At 64.5% G+C, this 13,936-nt stretch carries 19 protein-coding genes; 8 read left to right on the top strand and 11 right to left on the bottom strand.

Going from position 1 to position 13,936, the window contains the following annotated elements:
- Positions 1–10: 10 nt before the first annotated feature.
- The 5 genes from hisF (at position 11) to aat (ending at position 3,698) form a co-directional block, all read left to right on the top strand.
- Positions 11–772 carry an imidazole glycerol phosphate synthase subunit HisF gene (hisF, locus tag EYE42_RS07665; RefSeq protein WP_130990721.1) on the top strand — a complete coding sequence of 254 codons (762 nt, stop codon included), beginning with the start codon at positions 11–13 and terminating at the stop codon, positions 770–772.
- The gene (locus EYE42_RS07660; RefSeq protein ID WP_130990720.1) at positions 769–1,083 is read left to right on the top strand and encodes a phosphoribosyl-ATP diphosphatase; all 315 of its coding nucleotides are present in this window, start codon (positions 769–771) and stop codon (positions 1,081–1,083) included. Before hisF ends, EYE42_RS07660 begins: the two co-directional genes overlap by 4 nt.
- Positions 1,084–1,195: 112 nt before the next feature.
- Positions 1,196–1,708 (top strand): acetyl-CoA carboxylase biotin carboxyl carrier protein, encoded by a 513-nt coding sequence (gene accB, locus EYE42_RS07655; protein WP_130990719.1) that lies wholly within the window; start codon positions 1,196–1,198, stop codon positions 1,706–1,708.
- Between the two features lie 7 nt (positions 1,709–1,715).
- Complete coding sequence (gene accC / locus EYE42_RS07650; RefSeq protein ID WP_130990718.1) at positions 1,716–3,062, top strand: acetyl-CoA carboxylase biotin carboxylase subunit; 1,347 nt, start codon at positions 1,716–1,718, stop codon at positions 3,060–3,062.
- A gap of 6 nt (positions 3,063–3,068) precedes the next feature.
- Positions 3,069–3,698 carry a leucyl/phenylalanyl-tRNA--protein transferase gene (gene aat, locus EYE42_RS07645; RefSeq protein WP_130990717.1) on the top strand — a complete coding sequence of 210 codons (630 nt, stop codon included), beginning with the start codon at positions 3,069–3,071 and terminating at the stop codon, positions 3,696–3,698.
- Here the strand turns inward: aat and EYE42_RS07640 are convergent.
- The 5 genes from EYE42_RS07640 to EYE42_RS07620 form a co-directional block, all read right to left on the bottom strand.
- Complete coding sequence (locus tag EYE42_RS07640; protein WP_130990716.1) at positions 3,665–4,015, bottom strand: DUF2155 domain-containing protein; 351 nt, start codon at positions 4,013–4,015, stop codon at positions 3,665–3,667. The genes aat and EYE42_RS07640 overlap by 34 nt on opposite strands.
- Positions 4,012–4,479, bottom strand: a complete 468-nt coding sequence (gene mlaD, locus EYE42_RS07635; RefSeq protein WP_130990715.1) for an outer membrane lipid asymmetry maintenance protein MlaD — start codon at positions 4,477–4,479, stop codon at positions 4,012–4,014. The genes EYE42_RS07640 and mlaD overlap by 4 nt, the downstream gene beginning before the upstream one ends.
- Entirely contained in the window at positions 4,476–4,853 is a 378-nt protein-coding gene (locus tag EYE42_RS07630) for an NADH:ubiquinone oxidoreductase subunit NDUFA12 (RefSeq protein ID WP_130990714.1), read from the bottom strand. The genes mlaD and EYE42_RS07630 overlap by 4 nt, the downstream gene beginning before the upstream one ends.
- 110 nt (positions 4,854–4,963) lie before the next feature.
- Positions 4,964–6,229, bottom strand: coding sequence for an ATP-dependent Clp protease ATP-binding subunit ClpX (gene clpX, locus EYE42_RS07625; protein WP_130990713.1), 1,266 nt, complete (start codon positions 6,227–6,229; stop codon positions 4,964–4,966).
- A gap of 151 nt (positions 6,230–6,380) precedes the next feature.
- Positions 6,381–7,013: an ATP-dependent Clp protease proteolytic subunit gene (locus tag EYE42_RS07620; protein WP_130990712.1), complete on the bottom strand. Its 633-nt coding sequence runs from the start codon at positions 7,011–7,013 to the stop codon at positions 6,381–6,383.
- Between the two features lie 153 nt (positions 7,014–7,166).
- Between EYE42_RS07620 and pth the strand changes: the two genes are divergently transcribed.
- The 3 genes from pth to EYE42_RS07605 are packed head-to-tail and all read left to right on the top strand — an operon-like array spanning position 7,167 to position 8,899.
- Entirely contained in the window at positions 7,167–7,877 is a 711-nt protein-coding gene (gene pth / locus EYE42_RS07615) for an aminoacyl-tRNA hydrolase (protein WP_130990711.1), read from the top strand.
- Between the two features lie 58 nt (positions 7,878–7,935).
- Complete coding sequence (locus tag EYE42_RS07610; RefSeq protein WP_130990710.1) at positions 7,936–8,310, top strand: DUF2237 family protein; 375 nt, start codon at positions 7,936–7,938, stop codon at positions 8,308–8,310.
- Between the two features lie 7 nt (positions 8,311–8,317).
- The gene (locus EYE42_RS07605; RefSeq protein ID WP_165455740.1) at positions 8,318–8,899 is read left to right on the top strand and encodes a DUF4893 domain-containing protein; all 582 of its coding nucleotides are present in this window, start codon (positions 8,318–8,320) and stop codon (positions 8,897–8,899) included.
- A gap of 6 nt (positions 8,900–8,905) precedes the next feature.
- On the opposite strand, the gene trpB is transcribed toward EYE42_RS07605, so the two are convergent.
- From trpB to rpsA, 6 genes are all read right to left on the bottom strand, one after another.
- Positions 8,906–10,132 (bottom strand): tryptophan synthase subunit beta, encoded by a 1,227-nt coding sequence (gene trpB / locus EYE42_RS07600; protein WP_130990708.1) that lies wholly within the window; start codon positions 10,130–10,132, stop codon positions 8,906–8,908.
- Between the two features lie 24 nt (positions 10,133–10,156).
- Positions 10,157–10,624 carry a GNAT family N-acetyltransferase gene (locus EYE42_RS07595; RefSeq protein WP_130990707.1) on the bottom strand — a complete coding sequence of 156 codons (468 nt, stop codon included), beginning with the start codon at positions 10,622–10,624 and terminating at the stop codon, positions 10,157–10,159.
- A complete protein-coding gene (locus EYE42_RS07590) occupies positions 10,621–11,256 on the bottom strand; it encodes a phosphoribosylanthranilate isomerase (protein WP_130990706.1) in 636 nt (211 codons plus the stop codon). The genes EYE42_RS07595 and EYE42_RS07590 overlap by 4 nt, the downstream gene beginning before the upstream one ends.
- A 1-nt stretch (position 11,257) precedes the next feature.
- A complete protein-coding gene (locus EYE42_RS07585) occupies positions 11,258–11,683 on the bottom strand; it encodes a LapA family protein (protein ID WP_130990705.1) in 426 nt (141 codons plus the stop codon).
- A gap of 46 nt (positions 11,684–11,729) precedes the next feature.
- The gene (gene ihfB, locus EYE42_RS07580) at positions 11,730–12,014 is read right to left on the bottom strand and encodes an integration host factor subunit beta (protein WP_130990789.1); all 285 of its coding nucleotides are present in this window, start codon (positions 12,012–12,014) and stop codon (positions 11,730–11,732) included.
- A gap of 206 nt (positions 12,015–12,220) precedes the next feature.
- A complete protein-coding gene (gene rpsA, locus EYE42_RS07575; RefSeq protein ID WP_130990704.1) occupies positions 12,221–13,900 on the bottom strand; it encodes a 30S ribosomal protein S1 in 1,680 nt (559 codons plus the stop codon).
- Positions 13,901–13,936: the final 36 nt, after the last annotated feature.

Raw genomic sequence — 13,936 nt, 5'->3', positions numbered from 1 at the left:
GGAACGCGACATGCTCAAGACCCGGATCATTCCCTGCCTGGACGTGGCCGATGGCCGCGTCGTCAAGGGCGTCAACTTCGTGGACCTGATCGATGCGGGCGATCCGGTCGAGGCCGCGCGCGCCTATGACGCGGCGGGCGCGGACGAGATCTGTTTTCTGGACATCCATGCCACCCATGAAAACCGCGGCACCATGTTCGATCTGGTGACACGGACCGCCGAACAGTGTTTCGTTCCGCTGACCGTGGGCGGCGGCGTGCGAACGCATGGGGACGTGCGGGCGCTGTTGCTGGCGGGCGCCGACAAGGTCAGCTTCAATTCGGCCGCCGTCGCCAATCCCGATGTCGTGGCCGAGGCTGCCGACCGGTTCGGAAGCCAGTGCATCGTCGTGGCCATCGACGCCAAGACCGTGGCCGATGGCCGGTGGGAGGTTTTCACCCATGGCGGGCGCCGGCCCACCGGCATCGACGCCGTGGAATTCGCCCGCACCGTCGAGGCCAGGGGCGCCGGCGAAATCCTGCTGACCAGCATGGACCGCGACGGCACGCGCGCGGGCTTCAACATTCCCCTGACCCGTGCGATTGCCGATGCCGTCAACATTCCGGTGATCGCCTCGGGCGGGGTCGGCACGCTGGACCACCTGGTCGAAGGCGTGATCCAGGGCCATGCCAGCGCGGTTCTTGCGGCGTCCATCTTTCATTTCGGGACCCATACCATCGCCGAGGCCAAGGCGCATATGGCCGCCGCCGGCATCCCCATGAGGCTGACATGAGCGCGATCCACGATCTTGCCGCCACCATCGCCGCCCGCACGTCCGCCAGTCCCGATGACAGTTGGACGGCCCGGCTGCTGGCCAAAGGCCCCGAGAAATGCGCCGAAAAGTTCGGCGAGGAAGCCGTCGAGGCCATCATCGAGGCTGTCAAAGGCGACCGGGCCCGCCTGACGGCCGAGGCCGCCGATGTGATCTTTCATTTGCTGGTCATGCTGGCCGCGCGCGACGTTTCCCTGTCCGAGGTCGAGGCCGAGCTTGAGCGCCGCGCGGGAACCTCGGGCCTGACCGAAAAGGCGGCACGCCGCCCTTGATCGCGGCGAACGGCATCATACCCTTTTCCTTGACCGGCTATCCTGTCTATAAGCAGGCAATTTGCCGCAGTCAGGCAGGGCAGCGGCATCATAAAACATGGCAGAGGACCGCATGAGCAATGACTCCAAGGACGGCAAGCATCACGAAGGCGATGTGGCTTTCATCCAGTCGCTGGCCGAATTGTTGAATGCAAGCGAGTTGTCGGAACTGTCGGTCAAGCGCGAATACGGCGAACATGACCGCCTGACCGTCAGCCTGTCCAAGCACGCCCGCCAGATCACCCAGATCGCGGCCACCCCCGGCGGTTCGCCGGTTGCCGCCCCCGCGTCTGCTGCACCGGCGGCGGCACCGTCATCCCTGCCCGCCGTCAGCGGCGATCCTGCCATCCTGCCGGGGGCGGTGACGTCGCCCATGGTGGGCACCGTCTATCTGTCCGCCGAACCGGGTGCAGCCCCCTTTGTCACGATCGGCCAGACCGTGGCCGAGGGCGATACGCTGCTGATCGTCGAGGCGATGAAGACCATGAACCACATTCCCTCGCCCCGCGCCGGTACCGTCAGGCGCATTCTGGTGGACGACGGCACCCCGGTCGAATTCGGCGCCCCCCTGATGGTCGTCGAGTGAGGCGCGGATGTTCGACAAGATCCTGATCGCCAACCGGGGCGAGATTGCCCTGCGCGTGATTCGCGCCTGCCGCGAAATGGGCATCGCCTCGGTCGCGGTCCATTCCACCGCCGACGCCGATGCGATGCATGTCCGCATGGCCGACGAATCGGTCTGCATCGGTCCCGCGCCCTCCTCGGCCAGCTACCTGTCCATGCCTGCCATCATCTCGGCCTGCGAGATCACGGGCGCGCAGGCCATCCATCCCGGCTATGGGTTCCTGTCGGAAAACGCCGCCTTTGTGCAGATGGTCGAGGATCACGGCATCACCTTCATCGGCCCCCGCGCGGAACATATCCGCATCATGGGCGACAAGATCACCGCCAAGGACACGATGAAGGCGCTGGGCGTTCCCTGCGTGCCGGGCAGCGACGGCGGCGTGGACGATGTCGAAGCGGCCCTGCGCATTGCCCAGGGCATCGGATATCCGGTCATCGTCAAGGCCACGGCCGGCGGGGGCGGTCGGGGCATGAAGGTCGCCCAAGACGCCAAGGGGCTCGAGGTCGCCTTTCGCACCGCAAGGGCCGAGGCCAAGGCCGCTTTCGGGAATCCCGATGTCTATCTTGAGAAATACCTCCAGAGGCCGCGCCATATCGAAATCCAGGTGTTCGGCGACGGCAAGGGCCGCGCGGTGCATCTGGGCGAGCGGGACTGTTCGCTGCAGCGCCGCCACCAGAAAGTCCTGGAAGAAGCCCCCGGCCCCACCATCACCGCCGAGGAGCGGGCTCGTATCGGCAGAACCTGCGCCGAGGCCGTTGCCAAGATCGGCTATGCCGGAGCCGGAACGATCGAGTTCCTGTACGAGGATGGGGCGTTCTACTTCATCGAGATGAACACCCGCCTGCAGGTCGAACATCCCGTCACCGAGGCGATTTTCGGCGTCGATCTGGTTCGCCAGCAGATCCTGGTGGCCGCAGGACAAGAGATGGAGTTCCGCCAGGAGGATCTGGTCATCCGCGGCCATGCCATCGAGGTCCGCATCAATGCCGAAAAGCTGCCCGGATTCGCCCCCTCGCCGGGGCGGATCACGCAGTATCATGCGCCGGGCGGCCTCGGCGTGCGGGTGGATAGCGCGCTTTACGACGGCTATTCCATTCCGCCCTATTACGACAGCCTGATCGGCAAGCTGATCGTCCATGGCCGCGACCGGCCCGAGGCCCTGGCCCGGCTGGACCGTGCCCTGGGCGAATTGATCGTGGATGGTGTCGATACCACCGTTCCCTTGTTCACGGCCCTGCTGCGGGAACCCGACATCCTGTCGGGGAACTATTCGATCCACTGGCTGGAACGCTGGCTGGCCACCCGGTTCGGCTGAGGGCCGATGCTGACGCCGGCGCAACTGCTGCAAGGCTATGCGCAGGGTGTCTTTCCCATGGCCGACAGCGCGGATGACCCCCGGCTGTTCTGGTACGATCCGCCCCGCCGGGGGATCATCCCGGTGGGCGGAATCCATGCGTCGCGGTCATTGCGCCGCGACCTGCGGCGCGGCGGTTGGTCCGCGCATCTGGACGGAGATTTCGATGCCGTGGTCGCGGCCTGCGCACAGCGCGAAACGACCTGGATCAATGAGCCCCTGGCCCGGCTCTATCAGCGGCTTCATCAGGCCGGCCATGCCCATGCCCTGACGATCCGCCATGCCGGAGCCTTTGCAGGCGGCATCTTCGGCGTGACCCTGGGGGCGGCGTTCTTTGGTGAATCCATGGTCTCGGCGCGGACCAACGGGTCAAAGATGGCCCTGCTGTGGATGTCCAGCCACCTTGCCCGCTGTGGATTTACGCTGTTCGACACCCAGTTTCTGACTCCGCATCTGGCCAGGATGGGCGCGCGCGAGATTTCGCGCGAGGATTACCATCGTCGGCTGTTCCACGCCTTGCGACAGCCCGCCGATCTGTTTTCGCACCCGCTGCCGCGGGCCGATCAGCTTTGGCAGGAAATGACCCAGACATCGTAACGGGCGTCGTCCAAGGCTGACAAGGCAGGGGACGACGCGACCATCCAGCCGCTGAACAGGGTGACGTTCTGGGTGGTATCCGTGATGGTCAGTTGCGCAAAGGCGTCGGAACTGGGATCGTCCGCCGGATAGCGGCATTCGCCCAGGCGCACCTCCAGACGGCCATAGCGAACCGCCTGCCCCACCGGAACGGGCATGTCGGTGGTCCGCCCCGATATCTTGTCCAAGCCCCGCAAAAGCGCGCCCTCGGCCCGGGCAACCTCCTGTGCGGATGCCGGGATGGCCAGTGCGGTCGCCAGCAGGGCTGCGCGGATCACGGCCCGTCCCCTTCGGAAGAGGCTTGGCTGTCCACGAACTTCATCATCAGTTGCAAAAGGCTGACCGCCCCCTGCACGTCCTCGATCTCGTCTCCGGGGGCCAGGTTGTCAGGGCTTCCGCCCGGCTGGATCTGGATATAGGCCCCGCCCAGCAGACCATCCGTCTGGATCAGGGCCGCGCTGTCGCTGGGCAGGGCGATGTCGGCGGGAATCGTCAGCCATGCATCGGCCATATAGGTATCGGGGTTCAGGGATATGTCCGACACGCGGCCCACCGGAACACCGGCCAGGCGGACTTCGGTGCCCACGTCGACCCCGTCGACATCGGGAAACGATGCCCTCACCTCATAGCCGGCGGGTCGCGAAAAACCCTCTCCGAAGCCCCAGATCAGGAAACCGGCCGCCACAGCCAGCACAACTCCGCCCGTCAGCAGTTCGGCGCGCTGTTCGGTCGTGGCCGTCATTTCTCCGGCTGCCAGGCATCGTAATCACGCCGCGCGACCGGCTCGGCACGATAAAGCGATCCTTCGGGATAATAGGCGCCGGGCGTTCCCGTGCGGTTTTCCTGGTGCGGACGCTCCCAAGGCTTGTGCGGCAGGGGCGCCGTGGTCGGCGGCTCGTCCCAGGTGTGATGCAGCCAGCCGTGCCACTCGGGACTGACCCGGCTTGCCTCGGATTCGCCGTTGTAGATCACCCAGCGGCGCGATCCGTCCTTGTTCTGGTAGAATACATTGCCCTCGCCATCCTCGCCCACCTTGATGCCGTGCCGCCAGGTCCAGAACTGGGTGTTGAGGGTCTGGCTGTTCCACCAGGTCAGGGCGCGAAGCAGAAACGACATGGGCCGAAACCTCCAGGGCTTGTCGCGCACAGATATGGAGCAAACCCTGACCGAGGTCCAGACGGCCATGCCGGTTTTCCGCCAGGACGTGCCGGGGTATGCCCCCGGTATCAGCCGGCCGAGGCGGTTTCCTTTTTGGGATCGGAATAGATCAGCAGGGGCTTGGCGGCCGGATTGTCCACAGCCTCGTCATTGACGACGACCTCCTCGACGCTGGACATGCCGGGCAGTTCGAACATGGTGTCCAGCAGGATATCCTCCATGATCGAGCGCAGTCCCCGGGCGCCGGTCTTGCGCTTGATCGCGCGCTTGGCGATGGCCGTCAGGGCATCCTCGGTGAAGGTCAACTGGACCCCTTCCAGGTCGAACAGGCGCTGATACTGCTTGACCAGGGCATTCTTGGGCTTGGTCAGGATGATGATCAGGGCTTCCTCGTCCAGATCCGTCAGCGTCGCGATGACCGGCAGGCGGCCGACGAATTCCGGGATCAGCCCGAATTTCAGCAGGTCTTCCGGTTCAAGCTCCTTGAACAGCTCGCCCACGCCGCGGTCGTCGTTTTCCTTGACGCTGGCGCCAAAGCCCATCGCCGTGCCCTTGTTGCGCTGCGCGATGATCCGGTCCAGACCCGCAAACGCGCCACCGCAGATGAACAGGATGTTCGTCGTGTCCACCTGCAGGAATTCCTGCTGGGGATGCTTGCGCCCGCCCTGCGGCGGCACCGAGGCGACCGTGCCTTCCATGATCTTCAGCAGCGCCTGCTGCACGCCCTCGCCCGACACGTCGCGGGTGATCGAGGGGTTGTCGGACTTGCGGGTGATCTTGTCCACCTCGTCGATATAGACGATGCCGCGCTGGGCGCGTTCGACATTGTACTCGCTGGCCTGCAACAGCTTCAGGATGATGTTCTCGACATCCTCGCCGACATAGCCGGCCTCGGTCAGCGTGGTCGCATCGGCCATGGTGAAGGGCACGTCCAGGATACGGGCCAGGGTCTGTGCCAGCAGGGTCTTGCCGCAGCCGGTCGGGCCGATCAGCAGGATGTTCGACTTGGCCAGTTCGATGTCGCCCTTGGCGCCATGGTTGAGACGCTTGTAGTGGTTGTGGACGGCCACCGACAGCACGCGCTTGGCATGTTCCTGCCCGATCACGTAATCGTCCAGGACCGCGCAGATTTCCTTGGGTGTCGGCACCCCGTCGCCCGATTTCAGGCCGGATGCCTTTGTCTCCTCGCGGATGATGTCCATGCACAGTTCGACGCATTCGTCGCAGATGAATACGGTCGGCCCCGCGATCAGCTTGCGCACCTCATGCTGGCTCTTGCCGCAAAAGCTGCAATAGAGCGTGTTCTTGCTGTCACTGCCGGACTGGTTCGCCATCGTCCACGTTCCTTGATTGCCACAGATCCCCTGACCTGCGGGCGGCGCGGGAAGCCCCGGCCGCGTCTGGTTGATCCGGGGCGGACGGGCCGCCACGGGGTCTGGTTCTTATGTTAAGGACGACACGCCTTGGTCACAATCCCCAACAGGTCTATTTCTTTTCCGGCTCGACCTTGCCGCGCGGGGCCACGACCTCGTCGATCAGTCCCCATTCCTTGGCCTCATCCGGGGACATGAAGCGGTCACGCTCCAATGCTTCCTCGACCTCGGGCAGGGTACGACCGGTGTGCTGGACATAGATCTCGTTCAGGCGCCGCTTCAGCTTTTCGGTTTCGCGCGCGTGAATCAGGATGTCGGTCGCCTGTCCCTGGTAGCCGCCCGAGGGCTGGTGGACCATCACCCGGCTGTTGGGCAGCGAATAGCGCAGGCCCTTTTCGCCCGCGGCCAGCAACAGCGATCCCATCGAGGCCGCCTGTCCGACCACCAGCGTGGATACCCGGGGGCGGATGTACTGCATCGTGTCATAGATCGACAGCCCCGAGGTCACCACGCCGCCGGGACTGTTGATGTACATGCTGATGTCCTTGTTGGGATTTTCAGCTTCCAGGAACAACAGTTGCGCGCAGACCAGGGTGGACATGCCGTCGTGAACGGGCCCCGAGACAAAAATGATCCGTTCCTTGAGCAGCCGCGAGAAGATGTCATAGGCCCGTTCCCCGCGTGAGGTCTGTTCGACCACCATGGGAACAAGCGTGTTCATGTAGAATTCTGCCGGATCGGTCATTGTCTGTCCTTGCCTTGTGTCCCTGTTCCCGCGATTCGTCAGGGCGCTGATCGCATCGTTAGCCGCGAAAGGTTGACAGAGTCTTAGTAACGGGCAAGGTCCGCCGCAAGGCATGGAACGACATCCGCCAAGCACGCAACGCAGGAGACAGCGATGAAGCTGATCGTGGGCCTGGGCAACCCCGGCACGAAATATGCGGAAAATCGTCACAATATCGGCTTCATGGCCGTTGACCGGATCGCCGCGGATTACAGCTTCTCGCCCTGGAAGTCGCGGTTCCAGGGCCTCGTGTCGGACGGCCGGCTGGGTCAAGGCCGCGTCACCCTGCTCAAGCCGCAGACTTTCATGAACCTGTCCGGCCAATCCGTCGGCGAGGCGATGCGCTATCTGAAGCTGACGCCGGCCGAGGTGATCGTGCTGCATGACGAACTGGACCTGGCCCCCGGCAAGTGCAGGCTGAAACAGGGCGGCGGCCATGCCGGGCACAACGGCCTGCGGTCGATCCACCAGCATATCGGCCCGGACTATGCCCGTGTCCGTCTGGGGATCGGCCATCCGGGACACAAGGACCGCGTGGCCGCCTATGTGCTGTCGGATTTCGCCAAGTCGGATCGCGACTGGCTGGACGACCTGCTGCGCGGCGTGTCGGACGGGGCGGCGGCCCTGGCCGACGGCAGCAACGAACAGTTTCAGACCCTGGTGGCGCTGCGGACACAGCCTGCCCGGAACAGCGGAACGGGCCCCGGCAAGCCCCGGCAGGATCGCCCTGCCCCGGCTGTCCCGGACGCTGGGGCGCCCGCGCCCGAACCTGCCGGCCTGACCGGCCGCCTGCGCCAGCTTGCCGACCGCTTTCGCCCCTCGTGACCGGCAAGGGGCTTGGCGATCCGCCGGCCAGGGGTTAGCCTTGCGGACGGAGGATGCCATGGAACCATCGGTAAATGTCCTGGGAACCCGGCTGGAGTCCTGTTCAAACAGTCCCTTGACCGGATTCTATCGCAACGGATGCTGCGATACCGGTCCGGGCGACAGGGGCAGCCACACGGTCTGCGTCGTGGTCGATGCCGAGTTTCTGGCCCTGTCGAAATATCTGGGCAACGATCTGTCCACGCCGCGCCCCGAGTATCGGTTCGAGGGACTGAAACCGGGGGATCGCTGGTGTCTTTGCGCGGCCCGGTTCCTGCAGGCCGCCCAGGAACATTGCGCGCCCAAGGTGGTTCTGGAATCCACTCATGCCCGCGCCCTGGATGTCATTCCGCTGGAATTGCTGAAAGCCCATGCCCTTGATGCGCAGGGCTGATCTGGCCATGGCCATTTGCATCGGCCTGTGGCCGGCGGCAGGATCATGCCAGCAGCCCGGCGACGGCATGGCCATCCGTCCCGACGACGAACGCCGCCTGGCCGCATATCACGCTGCTGCGGGCAAGGCGCTGCTGGAGGCGTTTTCAGGAGGCGACGCGGCTGACCTGACGATCCTGGCCGAAGTCCTGAAGGGAGATGCCCTGCCGCCTGACGATGCCTTGGCAATCCTGAAGGGGGAATGGTCTTGCCGAACGATCAAGATGGGCAGGCTGTTGCCGATCGTCGTGTATCAGCCGTTCCGGTACCGGACAGGCCCTGACGGCAGCCTGGAAAAGCTGACAGGATCGCAGCACACACGGGGAACGATCTATCGGGACGGCGACCGGCTGGTCTATCTGGGCACCGGCTTTGTCGCCGGGGACGATCCGCCGCCTTATGCCGAGCTGCCGCCGTTTTCGGCCACCGCCGATCCGCAAAGGGTGCCCGAGGTCGGCCTGGTCGAGATCACCGGCCCCAACCGGGGCCGGGTGATGTTCCCCGACCCCCATCTTGAGTCCCGTTTCAATATTCTTGTTCTAAACCGCTGATCCGCATCAGATCTTGATGTCAAAGCCCAGGTGCTTGGCGACGGTGAAGATGTCCTTGTCGCCGCGTCCGCACATGTTCATGACGATGATGTGGTCGTCCGGCAGGCCGGGTGCGATCTTCATGACATGTGCCAGGGCATGGCTGGGCTCCAGCGCGGGGATGATGCCTTCCAGGGCGCAGCACAACTGAAAAGCCTCAAGCGCCTCGGCATCGGTGATGCTGACATATTCGGCGCGGCCCGTGTCGTTCAGCCAGGCATGTTCCGGGCCGATGCCGGGATAATCCAGACCTGCGCTGATCGAATGGCCCTCGAGGATCTGCCCGTCGTCATCCTGGAGCAGATAGGTCCGGTTGCCATGCAGCACCCCCGCCCGGCCCCCTGACAGGCTGGCGCAATGTTCCATCCGGTCGTCCACGCCCTTGCCGCCCGCCTCGACGCCGATGATGCGAACCTCCTTGTCATCGAGGAAGGGATAGAACAGCCCCATGGCGTTCGAGCCTCCGCCGATGGCCGCAATGATGGTATCGGGCAGACGGCCCTCGCGGGGGATGATCTGCTCCTTGACCTCCTTGCCGATGATCGACTGGAAATCGCGCACCATCGCGGGATAGGGATGAGGTCCGGCGACCGTGCCGATGCAATAGAACGTGTCGCGCACGTTCGTGACCCAGTCGCGCAGCGCGTCGTTCATGGCATCCTTCAGCGTGCCGCGTCCGCTGGTCACGGGCACCACCTCGGCCCCCAGAAGGCGCATCCGGAACACGTTGGGCGCCTGACGCTCGACATCGTGCGAGCCCATGTAAACCACGCATTTCAGGCCAAAGCGCGCGCAGACCGTGGCGGTGGCGACGCCATGCTGGCCCGCGCCGGTCTCGGCGATGATGCGGGTCTTGCCCATGCGGATCGCCAGCAGGATCTGGCCCAGCACGTTGTTGATCTTGTGCGCGCCGGTGTGGTTCAGCTCGTCGCGCTTCATATAAATCTTGGCGCCGCCCAGATGCTGGGTCAATCGCTCGGCGAAATACAGCGGCGACGGGCGGCCGACATAATGGGTCCACAGATCGTCCATCTGCGCCCAGAAACCGGAATCGGTCTTGGCCCGTTCGTATTCCGCCTCAAGATCGAGGATCAGCGGCATCAGGGTTTCGCTGACGAAACGGCCGCCATAGATGCCGAACCGCCCCTGTTCGTCCGGGCCGGTCTTATAACTGTTCACCAGATCGTCGGCCATGGAATCGCCTTTGCGGTAGAAGTGTCAACGGGGCGGACATGCACCACGGAGCGTCTTCTTATAGCCGATATGGCTGGGGGTGAAGCCCATGCGGTCATAGAAGCGGTGCGCATCGTGGCGCGCCTTGTTCGTGGTGAACTGCATCAGCCGGCAGCCGGCATTTCTGGCCCGCCGCTCGGCATCGGCAATGAGCATCGTGCCGATGCCTCGGCCACGCCGATGCTGAGCGACACGCACGCCTTCGATCTGCGCGCGACGGGCGCCCTTCTGTGACAACCCGACCAGAAAGGTGATCTGATAGCAGGCAACGATGGCGCCCTCCTCCTCGCCGACGATCAGCAGGTTGCCGGGGTCGTTCCTCATCGCCTCGAATGCCGCCAGATAGGGGGCCAGGTCTGCTCCCTCGCGGCCCTGCCCCAGAACGTCATCCGCAAGCAGGCCTGCCACTGCCGCAATGTCCTGCTGTCGGGCAAGCCGGAAGGCGACCGTCATCGATTCGCAGCCGCGACAAAGGCGCGGATCAGGTTCTCGTCCTTTTGGCCGGGCTCTGTCTCCACGCCCGAGGACACGTCCACCACGGGCGCCCCCGTCAGACGGATCGCCTCGGCCACGTTCTGCGCGGTCAGCCCGCCCGCGAGCATCCAGGGGCGCAGCCACCGGCGGCCCGCCAGAAGGCGCCAGTCGAAGGACAGGCCGTTGCCGCCCGGCAGTTCCGCCTCGCGGGGCGGCTTGGCATCGACCAGCAACATGTCGGCGACCAGACCGTAGTTCGTCAGCACCGGCAAGTCGTCCGGGTCTGCGACCCCCACCGCCTTGATCACCGGCAGCCCTGTCAACGCCTTCACCGCCGCCACCCGGTCGGGGGATTCCGACCCGTGAAGCTGGATCATGTCCAGCGGCACCTGCCCAAGCGTCCGGTCCAGCAGGCTGTCATCGGGATCGACGAACAGGCCCACGCGGGCAATGCCCATGGGGACGTGCTGCGCCAGGGCCGCCGCCTCTGGCGCTGAAACCGCACGGGGGGATTTCGGAAAGAACACCAGGCCCACGTAACGCGCCCCGGCATCGGCAGCAGCAGCGATATGGTCGGCCTGCCGCAACCCGCAGATCTTGACCTGCGCCATGTCAGCGTGTCGGCGCGACGGATGTGCCAGAAGCAGGGATTGCGGCAGGGGATGTGGCGGGCACCGCCGGGGGGGCTTCCTTCGGCCGGTCCAGGATGGCCAGAACCTCGTCCCGCGGTGCCGCGTGGCGATGGCGCAGATGGCCGACTTCATTTTCCAGGCGCGCGGCCTTTTCGGCATGAAGCCGCGCCTCGCGGCGGATATGGGACTCGCGCAGCCATTCCCAGATCAGACCCGCCAGCATGCCCAGGGCGATGGCCAGAAAGATCACCAGGAAAAGCGGCAATTCCACCGACCACTGGCCGCCCAGATATTGCCCGAAATTCGCCGGAAAGGCCGACAGGGTCACGATGTCGCGGTTGGCAAGGGCAACGGCGACCAGAAGGAGGGCCAGCGTTGCAATGAAGATCAGGCGAAGAAGGCGCATCGGTCGTCCTTGGATGGGGCCGGGGATCGGCCCGTCATGAAAACTGTCAGGCGTCGCCGTTCAGACGGTCGCGCAGCAGCTTGCCGGTCTTGAAGAACGGCACATGCTTCTGATCGACGCTGACCGCCTCGCCGGTGCGGGGATTGCGCCCGGTGCGGGCATCGCGCTTTTTCACGGAAAAGGCACCGAAGCCGCGCAGTTCCACCCGATCCCCGCGGGCCATGGCGTCGATGATCTCATCGAAAACGGTGTTGACGATCCGCTCGACATCGCGGCGGAAAAGATGCGGATTTTCATCGGCAATCAACTGGATCAGTTCGGAACGGATCATCATTCCCCCAGGTGGCGTTAAGGCTGAACAACGTGCCTCGCCGGACACTAGACGAAACGGCAACGCAGCAAAAGGTTCCCAGTTTCCATAGCGATGCCAGTTTTGCGGCCGCCATGCAAGGCGCGGATGCAGATCCCCGGCAACGGAACGGTATGAAAAAGGCCGCCCCGCATGAACGGAGCGGCCTGAGGGCAAGGGAAACGCGATCAGCGGTCGCGGTTCAGCGCGGCGCCCAGGATGTCGCCCAGCGAGGCGCCCGAATCCGAGCTGCCGTACTGGTCGATGGCCTCTTTTTCTTCGGCGATCTCGCGTGCCTTGATCGACAGGCCCAGACGGCGGGTCTTGGTGTCGATATTGGTGACGCGGGCATCGACCTTGTCGCCGACCTGGAACCGCTCGGGACGCTGATCCTGACGGTCGCGGGCCAGATCCGAGCGGCGGATGAACGACTTGACGCCGTTGTATTCCACCTCGATGCCGCCCTCCTCGATCGCGGTCACCTCGACGGTGACGACCGAGCCGCGCTTCACGCCGTCAACGGCCTCGGCCATGTGCTCGTTTTCCAGCGACTTGATCGACAGGCTGATGCGTTCCTTTTCGACATCCACGTCCTGAACGACGGCCTTGACCACGTCGCCCTTGCGGAAGTCCTGGATCGCATCCTCGCCGCGGGCATCCCACGAAATGTCCGACAGGTGGACCATGCCGTCGATATCGCCGTCGAGGCCGACGAACAGACCGAATTCGGTGATGTTCTTGACTTCGCCCTCGATGACGGTGCCGGTCGGATGGGTTTCCGCGAACACTTCCCACGGGTTGCGCTGCGTCTGCTTGAGGCCCAGCGACACGCGGCGCTTGGCTTCGTCGATCTCCAGCACCATGACCTCGACCTCTTGCGAGGTGGACACGATCTTGCCCGGATGGACGTTCTTCTTGGTCCAGGACATTTCCGAAACGTGGACCAGACCCTCGACTCCGGCCTCCAGCTCGACGAACGCGCCGTAGTCGGTGATGTTGGTCACGCGGCCCTGGTGGACCGAACCGATCGGGAACTTGTCGCCCACGGTATCCCACGGATCGGACTGGAGCTGCTTCATGCCCAGGCTGATGCGGTGGCTGTCCTTGTTGATCTTGATGACCTGGACCTTGAGCGTCTCGCCGATCGACAGGATCTCGGACGGGTGGTTGACCCGGCGCCAGGCCATGTCGGTGACGTGCAGCAATCCGTCAACGCCGCCCAGATCGACAAAGGCGCCGTATTCGGTGATGTTCTTGACGACACCATCGACGGTCTGGCCTTCGGTCAGGTTGGCGATGACCTCGGCGCGCTGTTCGGCGCGGCTTTCTTCCAGAATGGCGCGGCGCGACACGACGATGTTGCCCCGGCGGCGGTCCATCTTGAGGATCTGGAAGGGCTGCTTCAGACCCATCAGCGGGCCGGCATCGCGCACGGGGCGCACATCGACCTGCGAACCGGGCAGAAAGGCCACGGCGCCGCCCAGATCGACCGTGAAGCCGCCCTTGACGCGGCCGAAGATGGCGCCTTCGACACGCTCTTCATCGGCATAGGCTTTTTCCAGACGGTCCCAGGCTTCCTCGCGGCGGGCCTTTTCGCGGCTGATGCTGGCTTCGCCGCGGGCGTTTTCCACGCGGTCCAGATAGACCTCGACTTCATCCCCAACCTTGATGTTGGGTTCCTCGCCGGGATTTGCGAATTCCTTGAGATCGACCCGGCCTTCCATCTTGTAGCCGACGTCGATAATGGCTTGGCCCGCCTCGATGGCGATGACCCGGCCCTTGACGACCGAACCTTCGTCCGGAGTGTCGATATCGAAGCTTTCGTTCAGGAGGGCTTCGAATTCCTCCATGGTCGCTTTAGCGCACATATATGATCGGGTTCCTTTACGACGATTTTTCAGGCC

It is taken from the genome of Paracoccus subflavus (assembly GCF_004310345.1).
Taxonomy (GTDB): Bacteria; Pseudomonadota; Alphaproteobacteria; order Rhodobacterales; family Rhodobacteraceae; genus Paracoccus; species Paracoccus subflavus.
The sequence above is the reverse complement of the archived record's forward strand: the minus strand, read 5'-3'. Positions and strand labels throughout refer to the sequence as shown.

Excerpts from the sequence above, each read along its gene's own strand:
- hisF (WP_130990721.1), top strand. The coding sequence starts at position 11 with ATGCTCAAGACCCGGATCATTCCCTGCCTGGACGTGGCCGATGGCCGC.
- EYE42_RS07660 (WP_130990720.1), top strand. The coding sequence starts at position 769 with ATGAGCGCGATCCACGATCTTGCCGCCACCATCGCCGCCCGCACGTCC.
- accB (WP_130990719.1), top strand. The coding sequence starts at position 1,196 with ATGAGCAATGACTCCAAGGACGGCAAGCATCACGAAGGCGATGTGGCT.
- accC (WP_130990718.1), top strand. The coding sequence starts at position 1,716 with ATGTTCGACAAGATCCTGATCGCCAACCGGGGCGAGATTGCCCTGCGC.
- aat (WP_130990717.1), top strand. The coding sequence starts at position 3,069 with ATGCTGACGCCGGCGCAACTGCTGCAAGGCTATGCGCAGGGTGTCTTT.
- mlaD (WP_130990715.1), bottom strand. The coding sequence starts at position 4,479 with ATGACGGCCACGACCGAACAGCGCGCCGAACTGCTGACGGGCGGAGTT.
- EYE42_RS07630 (WP_130990714.1), bottom strand. The coding sequence starts at position 4,853 with ATGTCGTTTCTGCTTCGCGCCCTGACCTGGTGGAACAGCCAGACCCTC.
- clpX (WP_130990713.1), bottom strand. The coding sequence starts at position 6,229 with ATGGCGAACCAGTCCGGCAGTGACAGCAAGAACACGCTCTATTGCAGC.
- EYE42_RS07620 (WP_130990712.1), bottom strand. The coding sequence starts at position 7,013 with ATGACCGATCCGGCAGAATTCTACATGAACACGCTTGTTCCCATGGTG.
- pth (WP_130990711.1), top strand. The coding sequence starts at position 7,167 with ATGAAGCTGATCGTGGGCCTGGGCAACCCCGGCACGAAATATGCGGAA.
- EYE42_RS07610 (WP_130990710.1), top strand. The coding sequence starts at position 7,936 with ATGGAACCATCGGTAAATGTCCTGGGAACCCGGCTGGAGTCCTGTTCA.
- EYE42_RS07605 (WP_165455740.1), top strand. The coding sequence starts at position 8,318 with ATGGCCATTTGCATCGGCCTGTGGCCGGCGGCAGGATCATGCCAGCAG.
- trpB (WP_130990708.1), bottom strand. The coding sequence starts at position 10,132 with ATGGCCGACGATCTGGTGAACAGTTATAAGACCGGCCCGGACGAACAG.
- EYE42_RS07595 (WP_130990707.1), bottom strand. The coding sequence starts at position 10,624 with ATGACGGTCGCCTTCCGGCTTGCCCGACAGCAGGACATTGCGGCAGTG.
- EYE42_RS07590 (WP_130990706.1), bottom strand. The coding sequence starts at position 11,256 with ATGGCGCAGGTCAAGATCTGCGGGTTGCGGCAGGCCGACCATATCGCT.
- EYE42_RS07585 (WP_130990705.1), bottom strand. The coding sequence starts at position 11,683 with ATGCGCCTTCTTCGCCTGATCTTCATTGCAACGCTGGCCCTCCTTCTG.
- ihfB (WP_130990789.1), bottom strand. The coding sequence starts at position 12,014 with ATGATCCGTTCCGAACTGATCCAGTTGATTGCCGATGAAAATCCGCAT.
- rpsA (WP_130990704.1), bottom strand. The coding sequence starts at position 13,900 with ATGTGCGCTAAAGCGACCATGGAGGAATTCGAAGCCCTCCTGAACGAA.